This window comes from Streptococcus sp. S5 (assembly GCF_034134805.1).
GTDB classification, from domain to species: domain Bacteria; phylum Bacillota; class Bacilli; order Lactobacillales; family Streptococcaceae; genus Streptococcus; species Streptococcus lingualis.
In genome coordinates, this window is sequence record NZ_CP139419.1 from 685,748 (window position 1) to 702,290 (window position 16,543).

Sequence of the window (16,543 nt, forward strand, 5' to 3'; positions counted from 1 at the left end):
GATGAATTTTGTTTTATCAAGTTTATCAGAAGGTTTATTGTGGTCGATCATGGCGATCGGTGTTTACTTAACATTTCGAATTTTAGATATTGCTGATATGACGGCAGAAGGAGCCTTTCCACTTGGGGCAGCAGTTGTAGCATCCCAAATTCAAGCCGGAAGAAATCCTTGGCTTGCAACCTTGTTGGGCTTTCTGGCAGGAATGATCGCAGGATTGGTTTCTGGGATTCTCCATACAAAAATGAAAATTCCAGCCCTCTTGACAGGGATTGTCACTTTGACCGGTCTCTACTCTATCAATATTAAAATCATGGGGGGAGTACCCAACCTCTCTATTGGCGATGCCAGTACCATTTTCAAAAGTGTCATGAAATTGGGCTTGTCCAATGAAGAAGCAGTCTTTTTGATTAGTATTTCTTGCTTGATCATCGTCTGTATCTTATTGACCCTCTTAATGAAGACGCAACTTGGCTTGGTTTTGCGCTCGACTGGTGATAACATTCCAATGAGTGAGGCCAATGGGGTCAATGTAGATAACATGAAGATGTTGGGCTACATGATTTCCAATGGCTTGATTGCCCTTTGTGGAGCCATGTTTGCACAAAATGATGGTTTCTCAGATGTGACTTCTGGTACAGGGACGATCGTAGTCGGCTTGAGTGCTGTGATTATCGCTGAAGTTTTAATCCACGAATTGACCATTGGTTGGCGCTTGCTTTCCATCGGGGTTGGAGCCATTGTTTACCGTTTGATTATCTTAAATATTTATGAGATCCCAAATCTCGATCAAAATATGGTTCGTCTCTTCAATGCGATCTTGCTCGCGATTGTCTTGTTCGCTCCTGAGGCGCAAAAACGTCTTCGTGTTCGCGGATTGAAGTTAGGAAATAAGTAGGAGAAAAGTATGGCAACATTATTATCAATTGAAGGCATTCATAAGACATTTGAAGCAGGAACGGTTAATGAAAACCATGTCTTAAAAGGCTTGGATCTCCAAGTAGAAGAAGGGGATTTCATTTCGGTTATCGGTGGAAATGGAGCTGGGAAATCAACCTTGATGAACATCTTGGCAGGAAATCTAGTCGTGGATGAAGGGGATATCTTGCTAGAAGGTAACTCCATTAAAAATACGAGTGTTCGGAAGCGTGCGAAAGATATTGCGCGTGTCTTCCAAGATCCTAAGATGGGGACGGCTTCTCGTTTGACCATTGAAGAAAATATGGCCATTGCCCAACGTCGGGGGAAATCTCGTGGTTTGAGCTGGGGAGTTCGGGAGAAAGATCGCGAATTGTTCCGTGAAGCCTTGAAGGAACTGAATATCGGTTTAGAGAATCGTCTCAAGGTAGATACCCAATATTTGTCTGGTGGGCAACGTCAAGCTTTGACCTTGGTCATGGCAGCTTTGGTTAGACCAAAACTCTTGCTTCTGGATGAACATACCGCAGCGCTCGATCCAAAGACTAGTGAAATGGTCATGGAATTGACCCAAAAGATCGTGGAAAGCCATGATTTGACAACCTTGATGATTACGCATGATATGAACCATGCGATTGAATACGGCAACCGCTTGATCATGCTCTACCAAGGCAAGGTCGTGGTCGACGTCAAAGGAGAAGAAAAGAAAAACCTAACGGTTGAAGATTTGATGCGCCTCTTCCAACAAAACAGTGGTGAAACCCTGGTGAGTGATGAATTGGTATTAGGATAAAATGAGAGTGGGACAGAAATCGGTAATTCGTTAGAATTCGATTTCGTCGTCCCACCTCCGCACAGTTGAGTAGGGCTGTAAAAGCTGATGAAATCAGCGTAGTAGAGCCCACTCAACCACTGCGTCTTGCTCGACAATCCAAAAATAATTGAGAGGCTAGGACTTTTGTCCCAGCCTCCTTTATTTTCTCCGCTCTGCATAGTCGACAAAATGAAACTTGTCTAATTTGTGTCGGCTTTCGGTGAACTGGAATTGCCGACCGTCTGCTAGGTGAACTTGGGAGCGGACCGTCACCACGTGTTGGTCTTTTCCAAGATCCAGTAAGATTTTATCGCGATTATCGATTGGTGAAATCAAGATTTCTTTCTTAGCATAGCCAATCTGCAATTTCAAGTCTTCTTCTATATAGTGGTAGATAGAGTGCTGGGCAATTTCCTTAGTAAGGCCAGGGGTGAGCTCTCTATCTAGGTAATCAATATCTAAGACTGAAGCGACGCCATCCACCACCCGTTGCCGGGTTACTTTCCAAACCAAACGGTGAAGGGGAAAACCTGTCTTTTTAGCTCCTTTTTCATCGATACTGATTTTTTCCAAACGAATGACATTGGTTTCTGAGTGAAGACCAGAAGCTTTGACGATTTCTTGATAGCTGGTTAATTGGGAAACGGGGAAGTCAAAGTGAGCTTGTCTAGAAACTTGCGACCCCATTCCTTGAACAGTCTCGATAAAGCCTTCTTCCTGCAAGAGCTTGAGGGCTTTACGGATGGTATCGCGACTGACCTGGTAGTGCTCTTTTAAGTCGTTCTCACTAGGCAGAAAATCCCCGACTAGATATTTTTCTTCTAGTATTTGCTCTTTTAAAATTTGGTAGATTTGTTGGTATTTTTTCATGATTTGGACTCGCTTGTCTGTTTTTTTGAATAACATTTTTGAAAGCGCTTGAAAATGCAAAGTCATTCCCTTATAATAAAAGAGGAAAAATTTTTAGGGATGGAGAAACGCATGAGAAAAAACGGTAAAAAGATTCGCCTACTGGGAGTAGCCGCCTTATTGGCTAGTCAGTTGGGGGTCTTTAGCAGTGCCCTCACGGTAGTTGCAGACGAGACCACAGCTTCGACTTCAGAGTCAGCGCTTGTGACGAACACTAGCAGCGAGGAAAGCTCGACAAATCATTCGACTTCTGCTACAACAACAACTACAGAAGCTACGACGAGAGCTTCGAGTGATAAAGAAGAGACATCTAGCAGTTCCTCAGACGCTACTGAGGAGAAAACGGTTAAGGTCGGGGACATTCAAGGGGAATCGCAACGCTCTCCACTGGAAGGCCAAAAGGTAGCCATCAAAAATGCAGTGGTGACTAAGACAGACCGCTATGGTTTTTATGCCCAAGATATTGAGTCGGATGGGAATAGCCGTACTTCAGATGGGATTTATGTTGTTTCCAAATACAAGGTGAAAGTCGGTGACAAGGTGAAAATCACTGGTACCGTCAAGGAAGGCTATATGGAAGAGGTTACCTTGGGAGCTGGGAAAACCTTTAAGGAACCAACGAATAGTTTAACGGTGACCATGCTGGTCGATGCTTGGATCACAAAAGATGGGACAGCCCCTCTTCCAGAAGCTGTGAATATCACTGAGGGCATGCCAGCAGATGTGAAGCCTAATCCGACTGCTTATGCTCCAGAAACTGATGCTCTCGATTATTGGGAAAGCCTGGAAGGAATGCTCACGGTGGTGAAGAAACCGCATGTCCTTGGTCCCCAGTACAAAGGAGATATCTATGTCTTGGGAGAAGATTTTACTGGCCTTCCTTTAAACAATATTGGAGGTCTGAATCTACGGCCACATGCGCAAAATACAGCGACGATCCCGATTTATGTTGGGAATCAATTTGTCGCAAAAGCCAAGGATTACTTTACAGAAGACGTAACAGGAGTGGTAACGTATCGGAATAGCTTTTATAAGTTAGAACCTACTCAACAGTTGACAGTCCAAGATGGTGGTTTGCAGCGTCAAGCAGCTCAAACCCAACCAAGTGAGGACAAGCTGACCATCGCTTCCTACAATATTGAAAATTTCTCGGCCAACAATGCCAAAAATGAAACCCCAGAGGATAAGGTGACGCTGATTGCCAATTCCTTTATCCATGAAATTCACAATCCAGACATCATTACTTTGATCGAAGTGCAGGACAATAATGGTAGTGTGGATGACGGAACGACCAGTGGTGTTGAAAGTGGACGCAAACTAGCCAATCGGATCAAGGAATTGGGTGGCAAGAGCTATGAGTATACGGAGGTTGCTCCAGTAGATGGCGCTGACGGAGGAAAGCCTGGTTCCAATATTCGTTTGGGAATCCTCTACAATCCAGAACGCGTAACCTTAGCCAAAAAAGAGGCAGCAACTAGCAACGAGGCAGCGCAATTTGACAAGGGACACCTGGTTAAAAATCCAGCTCGGATTGCCCCTAATGACCCATCGTTTGATCATACTCGCAAGTCCTTAGCTGTTGAATTTGAATTCAAAGGTCAACCAGTTGTGGTGATTGCCAATCACTTGAAATCAAAAATCGGAGATGATGCTATTTATGGGGCAAGCCAACCAGCAGTGGAACATACCTTGCCAACTCGTGAAGCACAAGCTAGTGTCATCCATCAATTCGTTCAAGAAGGCTTGAAGCAAAATCCGAAGACCACCTTTGTTTTGACGGGTGATTTTAATGACTACGATTTCTCAACCACGGCGCAGATCCTTGCTGGCAACGAACTAACCAACTTAATGGCCCAACATGATGCAGGCGATCGCTATTCTTATTTCTACCGTGGAAGCAATCAGGTTTTGGATAACATTTTTATCTCAAACAACATGGCAGCTAAAGCAAGGTTTGAACCAGTCCATATCAATGCTTCCTTTATGAAGGAACACGGTCGTGCATCAGACCATGATCCTGTCTTGGTCCAAATCGACTTTAGTGGAGCACAAACTCCAGGAACGCCGACGGATGATCAACAAGGAAATACAGTCCAAGCAACGGATCAAAACAGCCCTTCCTCATCGAATACAGGATCTCAACTAGTCCCTCATCAGGCCCAAGCTAATGAACAAAAGAGTTCAACATCTGAAAGCAAAGAGAAGGGCAAGAACGAAGATGAGAAGCAAGACGACAAGGAAGAGGCAACAACAGAAACCAAGACACCAGGCAAGCGGAAAATCCTTCCATCAACTGGACAAGAAACAAGCTATCTAGCTCTTTTTGGAGTGGCAATAGCTACGATGAGTCTTGTCTGGTATAAGAAGAAAAAGACTTACTAACGTTTTCAAAAGAAAGATCTAAAAAAGGAGTCGCTGGCTCCTTTTTTTCTCCTAAAATACAGGACAGATAGTCCCATATTGGAAACTGTACTAGGACAATGAAAACTACTGAAAAGAACAGTTTCTTTTCAAAAAGAAGCTTAAACTCTTTAAAATAGATGGAATCGTGTTATAATAAAACCATAAAACGTTTTCAAGAGAAGAGGTTCCTCAATGGAAAATGAAACAGTTGACTATGGAAAAGTAACAGGAATGGTACACTCAACAGAAAGTTTTGGTGCAGTAGACGGGCCTGGGATCCGCTTTATTGTCTTCCTTCAAGGGTGTCAAATGCGGTGTCAATACTGCCACAATCCAGATACTTGGGCAATGGAAACCAACAAGTCCCGTGAGCGGACGGTGGATGATGTCTTAGAAGAAGCCCTCCGTTATCGTGGATTTTGGGGCGAAAAAGGGGGAATCACTGTTAGTGGTGGAGAAGCCCTCTTGCAGATTGACTTTTTGATTGCACTTTTTACCAAGGCTCAAGAGTTGGGCATTCATTGTACTTTGGATACCTGTGCTCTTCCTTTCCGCAATACGCCTCGTTATTTGGAAAAATTTGACCGCTTGATGGCAGTGACTGACTTGGTACTTCTGGATATCAAGGAAATCAATGATGAACGGCACAAAATTGTGACCAGCCATACCAATAAAACGATTTTAGCTTGTGCCAAGTACTTATCTGATATTGGAAAACCAGTCTGGATTCGTCACGTTTTGGTACCTGGGCTTACAGACCGAGATGACGACTTGATCGAGCTTGGAAAATTTGTTAAAACCCTTAAAAATGTTGATAAATTTGAGATCCTTCCATACCATACTATGGGGGAATTCAAATGGCGTGAATTGGGAATTCCGTACAAATTGGAGGGTGTGAAACCACCGACAAAAGAACGGGTCCAAAATGCAAAAGATTTGATGGAAACAGAAAGTTACCAAGATTACCTGAAACGGGTCAAAGGATAAAAAGTATAGACAGTTGGGCCTTCCAGCTGTCTTTTCTATTGAAATGCACAACTATTCCCTTTCTTTAAATGGCAAAACGTGCTAAAATAGAGTGAATCTATAAATGAAATAAAGAGGTAGAAACATGTCAAAAATTCTCGTTTTTGGTCACCAAAATCCTGACTCAGATGCTATCGGCTCATCTGTAGCTTTTGCTTATCTTGCAAAAGAAGCTTATGGTTTGGATACAGAAGCAGTGGCTCTTGGAACTCCAAATGAAGAAACAGCTTTCGTATTGGACTATTTTGGTGTGGAAGCACCACGCGTCATCACATCAGCTAAAGCAGAAGGTGCAGAACAAGTCATCTTGACGGACCACAATGAATTCCAACAATCTGTTTCAGATATTGCTGAAGTAGAAGTTTATGGTGTAGTGGATCACCACCGTGTGGCTAACTTCGAAACTGCCAGCCCACTTTACATGCGTTTGGAACCAGTTGGATCAGCATCTTCTATCGTGTACCGTATGTTCAAAGAACACGGTGTAGCAGTGCCAAAAGAATTGGCAGGTTTGATGCTTTCAGGTTTGATTTCAGATACCCTTCTTTTGAAATCTCCAACAACACACCCATCTGATAAGGTGATTGCGCCTGAATTGGCTGAATTGGCTGGTGTCAACTTAGAAGAATACGGTCTTGCCATGCTCAAGGCTGGTACTAACTTGGCAAGCAAATCAGCAGAAGAATTGATCGATATCGATGCCAAGACTTTTGAATTGAACGGAAACAACGTTCGTGTGGCTCAAGTGAACACAGTTGATATTGCGGAAGTTTTGGAACGCCAAGCTGAAATCGAAGCAGCTATCCAAGCTGCCAATGCAGCTAACGGATACTCTGACTTTGTTTTGATGATTACAGATATCGTCAACTCAAACTCAGAAATCTTGGCTCTTGGTGCCAACATGGACAAGGTAGAAGCAGCTTTCAACTTCAAACTTGAAAACAACCACGCTTTCCTTCCAGGTGCCGTTTCACGTAAGAAACAAGTGGTTCCTCAATTGACTGAAAGCTTTAATGCTTAATGATAAATGGGGAAACCCATCGTTAAAAGGAGTTTCGACTCCTTTTTTGCTAGGAGGAGATCGTGCTAGAAAATGGTGATTTAATCTTTGTTAGAGAAGACACAGAAATGGGGCAGGCCATTCAGGCCTCTACTGGCAACTATAGCCATGTAGCTATCTTTTTGGACGGATTCATTTATCATGCCACTGTAGAAGGTGGCGTCCTTGCCCAGTCCCCTGAAGATTTCTTTGAAGCTGAGAAAGTATATGACTTTTATCGCTGTGCGGAGATTGATTGTCCAGAGGTCAAAAAGCGAGCAGAGAGTCTTTTAGGGGCTCCCTACAATGCTTCCTTTTATCCGGATGGAGATGGTTATTACTGTTCCCAGTTCATCTCAGAACTACTTCCTATTTTTGAGACCATTCCCATGAAGTTTGGAGATGAGGAAGAGGAGATTAGTCCGTTTTGGGAAGATTACTACAGAGGGCTCGGTCTAGCGGTTCCTTTGGATCAACCTGGAACCAACCCGAGTCAGTTAGCCCAGTCACCACAGCTACAGTTTAAAGAAAGGTATTTGGATGATTTGGATTCATGAAACAACAATCTGAATCTTTGATACAGTTTATAAGAGTTACATCAAACTAAAGAAAAATAATTTTTCAATCCTTTCCTTTGATGAGTGCGGACGTCAGCGAACTTCTTGGAAGTTCCATGACTTAGTTTTGAGCCTAAGGTCTCAAAAATACCGAGTCCTTGAAACCTAATTGTTTCAAGGACTTTTCTCACAGCGGAAAGTCTCGATATATCATTTTTTACTTTAAAAACATATTTTACGTTCGAATACAACTTGAAAAAGTTGTATTTTTTCTACTATCCTCTGGATGTTTCTTGTTTAGACAGATAAAATATGATATACTTCACAAAAAACTAACCACTGGTTAGTTTTTGCCGGAATTCAAAGGAGGAAGTAAATATGTCTTTCTTGTATCGTTTATTAACACGTACAAAACAAATCAGTCCACATATAAGAAAGTTTGAGTTCGAATTGGGTGTTTTTGTTGTCAGCATATGGCTAGTTGAATCATCTGGTCGCTTTTATGTGATTGATACGGGAATGCGAGGAATGGAGAAGTACGCTGCCCAGTTTTTACTCCCACAAAAAATTGAAGCAATTTTTCTGACCCATGGACATCCAGATCATATCAAAGGTTTGCTCTATCTTAGACAGCACTTTGGGAACATCCCGACTTTAATCAGTGAGAAGGAATTCCCCTATATTTCAGGCAAAGAACCTTTTCCTAATAGAAAAGAGACGGAAAAAGTGATTTTTGATCCGGCTACTTTTATAACTGTTGAAAGTCAAGAAGGTCAAGACTTGATAAGTAGTGCAGGACTAAAACCCCTATTTTCTCCTGGGCATTCCCCTGGTCATGTTGTTTATTACCATGAAGAGGATCAAGTTTTAATCGCTGGAGATCTTTTCACAGCTACGAGAAGTGGGAAGTTGCGTCCACCAATGAAAGGATATACAGCAGATATGAGACAAGCTTTAGCTAGTGGTGAAAGAATTCTCAAGGATTATTCGCAGGCCCTTGTTAGTGTTTGTCATGGCAGTGAGGTAAAAGATGCCGTACGAGATTTTGAGGCATCGGATGGGTTTAAAGGGAGTTTGTAATGGCAAAGAATACAAGGTCTAGAATTATCAAGGCAGCCGAGGAACTTTACCGGACAGAATCTCAGCAAAAAGTAGGAATCAGGCAGATTGCTCAAGCTGCAGGATGTTCACATACAGCTATTTATCAGTATTTTAAAAAGAAAGAGGATATATTATATGCAGTAGCGGAAAAACCGTTAACTCACCTCTATCATACTTGCTTAGAAATCAGTCATTCCAAGCAGAATGATAAGGAACGTCTGCTTCAAATCTGTCAAACATACGTGGATTTTGGGTTTAGAGAACGTAATTTTTATGAATTATTGATTTTTTACCGTGGAGAGCATGAAGATTCAGGCGATTGTTCGCAACCGTTGATGCAATTGAGAATGAAAAGTTATCGTTTATTGGAAGAAGCTATTGATGTCTTTTTACCGAAAAACTTATCTGATGCAGAAGCGCTAAATATTCGTAGTGGAATCTTTATTTTTTTACATGGCTTAGTAAGTATCTACAGTAGGGACAATGAAGAATGTCCAGAACGCATTAAGCAACTACTGACTGATTTTATTTCTTTTAAAATAATAGGAATGAAATGAGTTGGAATAACTTATGGGGCTTCTACAGTAAACTTGGATTGAAAAGACTAAGTTCTTTTATTGCCTTATTTTCCCCTCTTGCCTGCCTATCCATAAATTGAAGATTTTGTCCTTTGGTATTGATTTCGCTTAAACTAATTTTTATGTTACAATAAGAACGAACCGATAAAACAGTAAACGAGACCTATTTATGATTACAATCATTAATCCCACACGTTTGACACGTCAGCCATTTTTCAAGGACTTGATCAATTATTTGGACCAGCACGACGATGTGATCCTGCGGCAAATTAAGGCCCAATTTCCGGATCAACCAGTGGATAAGCTGATGGAGGAGTATATCAAAGCGGGCTTCATCCTTCGAGAAAATAAACGCTACACTCTCAATTTGCCCTTCTTGGAGTCAGCTGATCTTGTTGAATTGGATCAAGAGGTCTTTGTCCGAGAGGACAGTGAATTTTATCAGGAACTAAAAAACAAAGTTTTCCAAACGGAACTCCGCAATACTACCAATGAAGCGATTTTGGTGGAGGAGACGGACTTTGCGCGAGATGCACAGACCCTTTCCAATTACTTCTACAAGGTTGCTCACCAATATCCATTGACAGAGGATCAAGAAAAGCTCTATGCCATCTTGGGAGATGTCAATCTCGAGTATGCTCTTAAGTATATGACCAGCTTTTTGCTCAAGTTCCTCAAAAAAGAAGTAGTCCAGCAAAAGCGCAAGGACATCTTTGTCGACAGTTTAGAAATCTTAGGCTATATCCGCAAAAATGATGAAGGCAAATATGAATTAGCAGTGGACTTGGACAAGGAAAGACTGATGTTTATCAAACAATAGAAAGAGGCTAGGAAAACTTCCTAGCCTCGGATTGAAGACAAAGTCATCTTAAAAACTTTCCTTAAGTGAGTACGGACGTCAGCGAACTTCTTTGAAGTTCCATGACTAATTATTGAGCCTAAGGTCTCAATAATTCCGAGTGCCTGAAACGTTATTGTTTCAGGCACTTTTCTCACAGCGGAAAGTTTCGGTATTTTCTTAAATCGATTTAAAAAATAGAACTCATTTTTTTGTAGTATTGTTTAACTTTTTTTACTTTAAAATAAGTTATCTACATTTTAAGGCTAGGAATTTTCCTAGCCTTCTTTCGTTTGATTATAGGTAACGTTCAGCGATGGCGGCATCACCTGGATATTCTTCTTTTACGCCATTGACGATTTGGTAGCAGTCCGCTCCTTTTCCGGCGATAATGACGGCATCTTCAGGCTTGCTGGTTGTTGCCATGGCCAGTTGAATAGCTTGTTCGCGATCTGCGATTTTCTCGACAGGGCGCGTGATGAAGCTGCTAATCTCTTCAGCGATAGCCAAAGGATCTTCATAGTTGGGATCATCCGCTGTGAGGAAGACTTGGATCTCAGGATGGTCTTCTAAGAGTAAGCCAAAGTCCTTGCGGCGACTCTCTCCTTTATTCCCAGTTGATCCAAGGACCAGTGAAATGGTCCCTGTTTGATGGGTTTCGACAACTGAAAGCAGTTTTTTCAAGCTATCTCCATTATGGGCATAGTCGATGAAAACCTTAGCGCCGTTTTTCTGAGTCAAGACTTCCATTCGGCCAGGAACGCGCGTCTTAGCAATCCCTTTTTGGATATCCTTGAGGCTCGCGCCTAGACGAAGACAGGCAAGACCTGCTGCTACAGCATTTTCTTGGTTGAAATGTCCAATCAGTTGGATATCATAGTTTCCAGCTAATTTACCAGTGGCTGAGAAGCTGAAAGCTTTGGAGTTTTCAATTTGATTCTCAGACTGGCTTCCATAAAAATCATGGTCTTGGTTCGCGACTTGATCCGCTAAAACTTGGAAATGATCCATATCGCTATTGATGACTACGGCTTGGCTGTTCTTCATGAGGAGACGTTTGTGGTAGAAATAATCCTCAAAAGTTGGGTGTTCAATCGGTCCAATATGGTCTGGACTGATGTTGAGAAAAACACCGACGTCAAAGGTCAGACCGTAAACCCGCTTCACCAGATAAGCTTGACTGGAAACTTCCATAATCAAGTGGGTCCGATCATTGGCTACTGCCTCAGCCATCATGGCAAAAAGATCCAAGCTCTCTGGCGTTGTCAGGGTCGATTTAAAGAAGTTTTTACCATCCAGCGTCGTATTCATAGTCGACAGCATAGCTGGTCGGTGACTTTGTTCCAAAATATGGTAAGCAAAATAGGCCGCTGTTGTCTTTCCCTTAGTCCCTGTGAAGGCCAATAGTTTTAATTGTTTCTCAGGGTGCCCATAAAACTCCATAGCAATTAAGCTCATGGCCTGCTTGATATCATTGACGAGAATGGCAGGAATGCCAACTTCATAATCTTTTTCAGAGACATAAAAGCCGAGTCCATTAGAAATAGCCTGTTCCAGGTATTCTTTTTTGAAACTCGCCCCTTTAACAAAAAAGAGGGTACTAGCAGAAACCTTCCGGCTATCATAGCTAATGGCATCAAAACTTGTTCCTTCTAGATGGTAGTAATATTCACCATTTACTAGAATTTCTCGGAAATTTTGGTCATGTTTTAAAATGTTGAGGGTTTGTTCAATTGTAATCATAAAACTATTGTAAACCTAAAGTCCCTATTTTACAAGTGTCATGGAAAAGTTTATAATGAAGAGAAGAAGAAACGAAAGAGGACACCAATGAGTCACGAACAAAATGACCAGCAAGCCCAGATGCTACGCGGGACTGCCTGGATGACAGCCAGCAACTTTATCAGCCGTTTGCTAGGAGCCGCTTATATTATTCCTTGGTATATTTGGATGGGGAAATATGGGCCACAAGCCAATGGTCTTTTTACAATGGGCTACAATATCTATGCTTGGTTTCTCTTGATTTCGACAGCCGGAGTACCCGTAGCTGTTGCTAAGCAAGTAGCCAAATACAATACCCGGGACCAAGCGGATCATAGCTTTGCTTTGATTCGGGGCTTCTTGAAATTTATGGGAATTCTAGGCCTTGGATTTGCCATTCTCATGTATCTTTTGTCTCCTGTCTTTGCGAGTCTTTCAGGTGGGGGAAAAGAGTTGATTCCGATCATGCAGAGCCTTTCTTGGGCTGTCTTGATCTTTCCTTCGATGAGTGTTATTCGCGGATTTTTCCAAGGTTTTAACAACATGAAGCCTTACGCTATAAGCCAGATTGCAGAACAAGTCATTCGGGTCATCTGGATGTTGCTCACGACCTTCTTCATTATGAAGATTGGCTCAGGTGATTATGTGCAAGCTGTGACGCAGTCGACCTTTGCGGCCTTTATCGGGATGGGAGCGAGCCTTCTGGTGCTCTTTTATTACCTTGCAAAGACAGGCTTGCTCTCTTCTATTTTTAGAAAGCAAGAGGGAAGTGAAGGGATTGATACTCGGGCTCTCTTGATCGATACGATTCGTGAGGCCATTCCTTTTATTATCACTGGTTCTGCGATTCAGCTCTTCCAAATTGTTGACCAGATGACCTTTATCAATGTCATGTCTTGGTTCACAGATTATAGTCAAAAGCAGCTCTTGGTCATGTTTAGTTATTTCTCTGCTAATCCAAACAAAATCACCATGATCTTGATTGCGGTAGCGACTTCGATTGGGGGAGTCGGGATTCCTCTTTTGACAGAGAATTATGTGAAGGGGGACCTAAAAGCGGCTGGGAAGCTCGTACAGGATAACTTGACCATGTTGCTAGCTTTCTTACTTCCAGCCACCTTTGGTGCAGTAGCAGTCGCAAAACCACTTTATACGGTTTTCTATGGGCAACCAGATGGCTTGGCCTTAGGACTCTTCATCGTAGCAATGTTGCAGACCGTAATTCTCGGCCTTTACACAGTCTTGTCTCCAATGATTCAAGCCCTCTTTCAAAATCGTAAGGCCATTCGCTACTTCCTTTATGGTGTAGTGGTGAAATTGGTCCTACAAATTCCATTTATTTTGGTTTTTCGTTCTTATGGACCACTTTTGTCAACGACCATTGCCTTAATGGTGCAAATCGTTCTCATGTATCGAGAGATCCAAACCATCACTCAGTTTAATCGAACCATCGTCTTCAAGCGGACCTTGCTTGGTTCTATCCTGACTGTGGTGATGCTACTTGGAGTCTTGATCGCAGGCTTGATTTTGGGCTGGATTTTCCCACCAAATGGCCGTGTATCGAGCATGATTTATATCATCGTCATTGGCGGATTAGGAGTTGTTATCTATGGAGCCTTAGGATTATGGCTACGGTATTTTGACCGCTTTATCGGAGGTCAAGCTGCACGTCTCAGACAAAAATTCCGGATTAAATAAATCAAAGGCTGAACATTTATGTCCAGTCTCTGATTGAGGACAAAGTTATCTTAAAAACTTTCCTTAAGTGAGTACGGACGTCAGCGAACTTCCTTGAAGTTCCAAGACTAATTATTGAGCCTAAGGTCTCAATAATTCCGAGTGCCTGAAACTGAATTGTTTCAGGCACTTTTCTCACAGCGGAAAGTTTCAATAGATGATTGAATAATTATAACGAATAAATTTTTATAGAATTTATTCGATTTGTAAAGAAGAACTGTTTGTCTATACTCTCAGGCTGGACATTTATGCCAAGCCTTTTCTTATAGTTTGAAACTATAGCTAGGTCTTGAAAATGGGAAAACCGCTCTCCTCATAATAGTGATAAAATAGTAAGCAGTTAGATTGAATGTTTATCGGAGGGCAATATGAGTAAAAAACGTAATATCAATACTATTTTGGCACAGGCAGGAATCAAGTCGGATAAAGCAACGGGAGCTTTAACGACTCCTTTGCATTTCTCTACGACTTACCAGCACCCAGAATTTGGTCAGTCTACAGGTTTTGACTATACCCGTACAAAAAATCCAACACGCGCAACAGCTGAGAAGACTTTGGCAGCTATCGAAAGTGCAGACTATGCTTTGGCGACAAGCTCTGGAATGTCAGCCATTGTGCTTGCTTTTAGCATTTTCCCAGTTGGTTCAAAAGTCTTAGCCGTTCGTGACCTTTATGGAGGTTCTTTCCGCTGGTTTAACCAACAAGAGCAAGAAGGCCGCTTCTCGTTCACCTATGCCAATACAGAAGAAGAACTGATCCACCATCTAGATAATGATCCGGTGGATGTCCTTTATATTGAAACACCAACCAATCCATTGATGTTTGAATTCGATATTGCTCATTTAGCCAAATTGGCCCATGCAAAAGGTGCTAAAGTCGTGGTGGACAATACTTTCTATAGCCCGATCTATCAACGCCCAATTGAAGAGGGAGCGGATATTGTCCTTCATTCAGCAACCAAGTACCTAGCTGGTCACAACGATGTCTTGGCTGGTGTTGTCGTGACAAATGATGCGGACTTGTATGACAAACTCTTTTACAATTTGAACACGACAGGTGCTGTTCTTTCCCCATTTGACAGCTATCTGCTGATCCGTGGTCTCAAGACGCTCTCTATCCGGATGGAGCGCTCCACTGAGAATGCCCGCAAGGTGGTCGAGTTTTTGAAAACCTCCCCTCAGGTCAAAGAAGTCCTCTACACTGGAAAAGGTGGAATGGTCTCCTTTAAAATTCAAGATGAGAAAAAAATTCCTAACTTGTTGAATTCCCTTCAAGTCTTTACCTTTGCAGAAAGTCTTGGCGGAGTTGAAAGCTTGATCACTTATCCTACCACCCAAACTCACGCGGACATTCCTGCAGAAGTTCGTCATTCATACGGTTTGACAGATGATCTCCTTCGTTTGTCTATCGGAATCGAAGATGCAGATGACTTGATTGACGATTTGAAACAAGCATTGGAGGCTTAAGATGACCAAATATGATTTCACGACTTTACCGAATCGCTTGACCCACCATACCTACAAGTGGAAAGAAACAGAGACAGATCCAGAAATCATTCCGGCTTGGATCGCGGACATGGATTTTAATGTCATTCCAGAAGTACGAGAAGCGGTGATCGGTTATGCGGACCAAATGGTCTATGGCTACACCTACGCATCGGATACCCTCTACCAGTCTATCCTTGATTGGGAAAAAGAAGAGCACGGCTATTCCTTTGACAAGGAAGCTGTCGTCTTTATCGAAGGTGTTGTTCCAGCCATTTCAACAGCTATTCAAGCCTTTACTAAGGAAGGGGATGCTGTCTTAATCAATACGCCGGTCTATCCTCCATTTGCCAGAAGTGTCAAACTCAATCGTCGAAAATTGATCGAAAATTCATTAGTTGAAAAGGATGGTCTTTTCCAAATTGATTTTGATCAGCTCGAAAAAGACATTGTGGAGCAAGAAGTTAAACTCTATGTTTTGTGTAATCCGCACAATCCTGGAGGCCGTGTATGGGATCGTGAAGTCTTGGAAAAAATCGGCCACCTCTGTCAAAAACATGGTGTCCTTCTCGTTTCAGATGAGATCCACCAAGATTTGGCCTTGTTTGGCCACCGTCATACCAGCTTTAACACGGTTGATCCAATCTTTAAAGACTTCAGTTTGATCTTAACCAGTGCAACCAAGACTTTCAATATTGCAGGAACAAAAAATTCCTATGTGGTCATTGAAAATCCAAAGCTTCGTACGGCTTTTAAACAACGGCAATTGACTAATAATCAACATGAAATCTCAGGCTTAGGGTATATTGCTACAGAAGCGGCTTATCGTCATGGCAAGCCTTGGTTGACAGAGCTCAAGCAAGTTTTTGAAAAACACATCGACTATGTGGTAGATGAATTGCATGAAAAGACCAAAATCCGTGTCATGAAACCCCAAGGCACCTATCTTCTTTGGTTGGACTTTTCAGCCTATCCTTATACCGATGATGAGCTGCATGCTAAAATTCATGACCAAGCCAAATTGATTTTGAACCGTGGAACAGATTTTGGAAAAGAAGGAAACTTGCATGCTCGCCTCAATGTAGCAGCCCCTTTCACCCTCATTGAAGAAATCACCAAACGCTTGGTGGAAACTTTTCACAAATAAGTGTTGACTTTCTGTGAGTGAAGGAGTAAAATAAACTCGAAATACGGTAGGTGAGGCTACCACAAGGATACGGATGACTACCGCAAAGCAGTGGAGACACTACTCGTTGGTTAACAGTCCTGATCGCAAAGGTCAAGACTAAGCTCATTTCATTGCCTTGTGGAGCTAAAGCTTGGACGGTCAGTTTTTTGAGAGTTTTGATTGAAAAATAAATGACGAGTTTCATGAGTCCTA

14 protein-coding genes and 1 riboswitch are annotated in these 16,543 nt (G+C 42.2%); of the genes, 12 read left to right on the forward strand and 2 right to left on the reverse strand.

Annotation, left to right across the window (positions count from 1 at the left end; genetic code table 11):
* The first annotated feature begins 1 nt into the window (after position 1).
* Positions 2 to 895 (forward strand): ABC transporter permease, encoded by an 894-nt coding sequence (locus SM123_RS03145; protein ID WP_003005682.1) that lies wholly within the window; start codon positions 2 to 4, stop codon positions 893 to 895.
* A gap of 9 nt (positions 896 to 904) precedes the next feature.
* A complete protein-coding gene (locus SM123_RS03150) occupies positions 905 to 1,708 on the forward strand; it encodes an ABC transporter ATP-binding protein (RefSeq protein WP_014713718.1) in 804 nt (267 codons plus the stop codon).
* 180 nt (positions 1,709 to 1,888) lie between these two features.
* Here SM123_RS03150 and treR read toward each other — a convergent pair whose 3' ends face one another.
* On the reverse strand, positions 1,889 to 2,599 hold the full coding sequence (treR, locus tag SM123_RS03155; RefSeq protein ID WP_049514292.1) for a trehalose operon repressor: 711 nt from the start codon (positions 2,597 to 2,599) through the stop codon (positions 1,889 to 1,891).
* 111 nt (positions 2,600 to 2,710) lie between these two features.
* On the opposite strand from treR, the gene SM123_RS03160 reads away from it, so the two are divergent.
* The 7 genes from SM123_RS03160 (at position 2,711) to SM123_RS03190 (ending at position 10,162) form a co-directional block, all read left to right on the forward strand.
* A complete protein-coding gene (locus SM123_RS03160; RefSeq protein WP_320909804.1) occupies positions 2,711 to 5,020 on the forward strand; it encodes an endonuclease/exonuclease/phosphatase family protein in 2,310 nt (769 codons plus the stop codon).
* Between the two features lie 213 nt (positions 5,021 to 5,233).
* Positions 5,234 to 6,028 carry a pyruvate formate-lyase-activating protein gene (pflA, locus tag SM123_RS03165; RefSeq protein ID WP_003005017.1) on the forward strand — a complete coding sequence of 265 codons (795 nt, stop codon included), beginning with the start codon at positions 5,234 to 5,236 and terminating at the stop codon, positions 6,026 to 6,028.
* Positions 6,029 to 6,152: 124 nt separating this feature from the next.
* Positions 6,153 to 7,088, forward strand: a complete 936-nt coding sequence (locus tag SM123_RS03170; protein WP_003005572.1) for a manganese-dependent inorganic pyrophosphatase — start codon at positions 6,153 to 6,155, stop codon at positions 7,086 to 7,088.
* 62 nt (positions 7,089 to 7,150) lie between these two features.
* On the forward strand, positions 7,151 to 7,663 hold the full coding sequence (locus SM123_RS03175) for a YiiX/YebB-like N1pC/P60 family cysteine hydrolase (RefSeq protein WP_320909805.1): 513 nt from the start codon (positions 7,151 to 7,153) through the stop codon (positions 7,661 to 7,663).
* 378 nt (positions 7,664 to 8,041) lie between these two features.
* Positions 8,042 to 8,743 carry an MBL fold metallo-hydrolase gene (locus SM123_RS03180; RefSeq protein WP_320909806.1) on the forward strand — a complete coding sequence of 234 codons (702 nt, stop codon included), beginning with the start codon at positions 8,042 to 8,044 and terminating at the stop codon, positions 8,741 to 8,743.
* Positions 8,743 to 9,321: a TetR/AcrR family transcriptional regulator gene (locus SM123_RS03185; RefSeq protein WP_320909807.1), complete on the forward strand. Its 579-nt coding sequence runs from the start codon at positions 8,743 to 8,745 to the stop codon at positions 9,319 to 9,321. Before SM123_RS03180 ends, SM123_RS03185 begins: the two co-directional genes overlap by 1 nt.
* 190 nt (positions 9,322 to 9,511) lie before the next feature.
* Complete coding sequence (locus SM123_RS03190; RefSeq protein WP_320909808.1) at positions 9,512 to 10,162, forward strand: DUF1803 domain-containing protein; 651 nt, start codon at positions 9,512 to 9,514, stop codon at positions 10,160 to 10,162.
* Positions 10,163 to 10,477: 315 nt separating this feature from the next.
* On the opposite strand, the gene SM123_RS03195 is transcribed toward SM123_RS03190, so the two are convergent.
* Positions 10,478 to 11,923 carry a UDP-N-acetylmuramoyl-L-alanyl-D-glutamate--L-lysine ligase gene (locus SM123_RS03195; RefSeq protein ID WP_320909809.1) on the reverse strand — a complete coding sequence of 482 codons (1,446 nt, stop codon included), beginning with the start codon at positions 11,921 to 11,923 and terminating at the stop codon, positions 10,478 to 10,480.
* Positions 11,924 to 12,010: 87 nt separating this feature from the next.
* On the opposite strand from SM123_RS03195, the gene SM123_RS03200 reads away from it, so the two are divergent.
* The 3 genes from SM123_RS03200 to SM123_RS03210 all read left to right on the forward strand — a co-directional run bounded on the left by SM123_RS03200 (position 12,011) and on the right by SM123_RS03210 (position 16,309).
* Positions 12,011 to 13,639 carry a putative polysaccharide biosynthesis protein gene (locus SM123_RS03200; protein WP_320909810.1) on the forward strand — a complete coding sequence of 543 codons (1,629 nt, stop codon included), beginning with the start codon at positions 12,011 to 12,013 and terminating at the stop codon, positions 13,637 to 13,639.
* 407 nt (positions 13,640 to 14,046) lie between these two features.
* Positions 14,047 to 15,144 carry a cystathionine gamma-synthase gene (locus tag SM123_RS03205; RefSeq protein WP_070506858.1) on the forward strand — a complete coding sequence of 366 codons (1,098 nt, stop codon included), beginning with the start codon at positions 14,047 to 14,049 and terminating at the stop codon, positions 15,142 to 15,144.
* 1 nt (position 15,145) lies between these two features.
* Positions 15,146 to 16,309, forward strand: coding sequence for a MalY/PatB family protein (locus tag SM123_RS03210; RefSeq protein ID WP_023918813.1), 1,164 nt, complete (start codon positions 15,146 to 15,148; stop codon positions 16,307 to 16,309).
* Positions 16,310 to 16,344: 35 nt separating this feature from the next.
* Positions 16,345 to 16,502, forward strand: a riboswitch (M-box (ykoK) riboswitch).
* Positions 16,503 to 16,543: the final 41 nt, after the last annotated feature.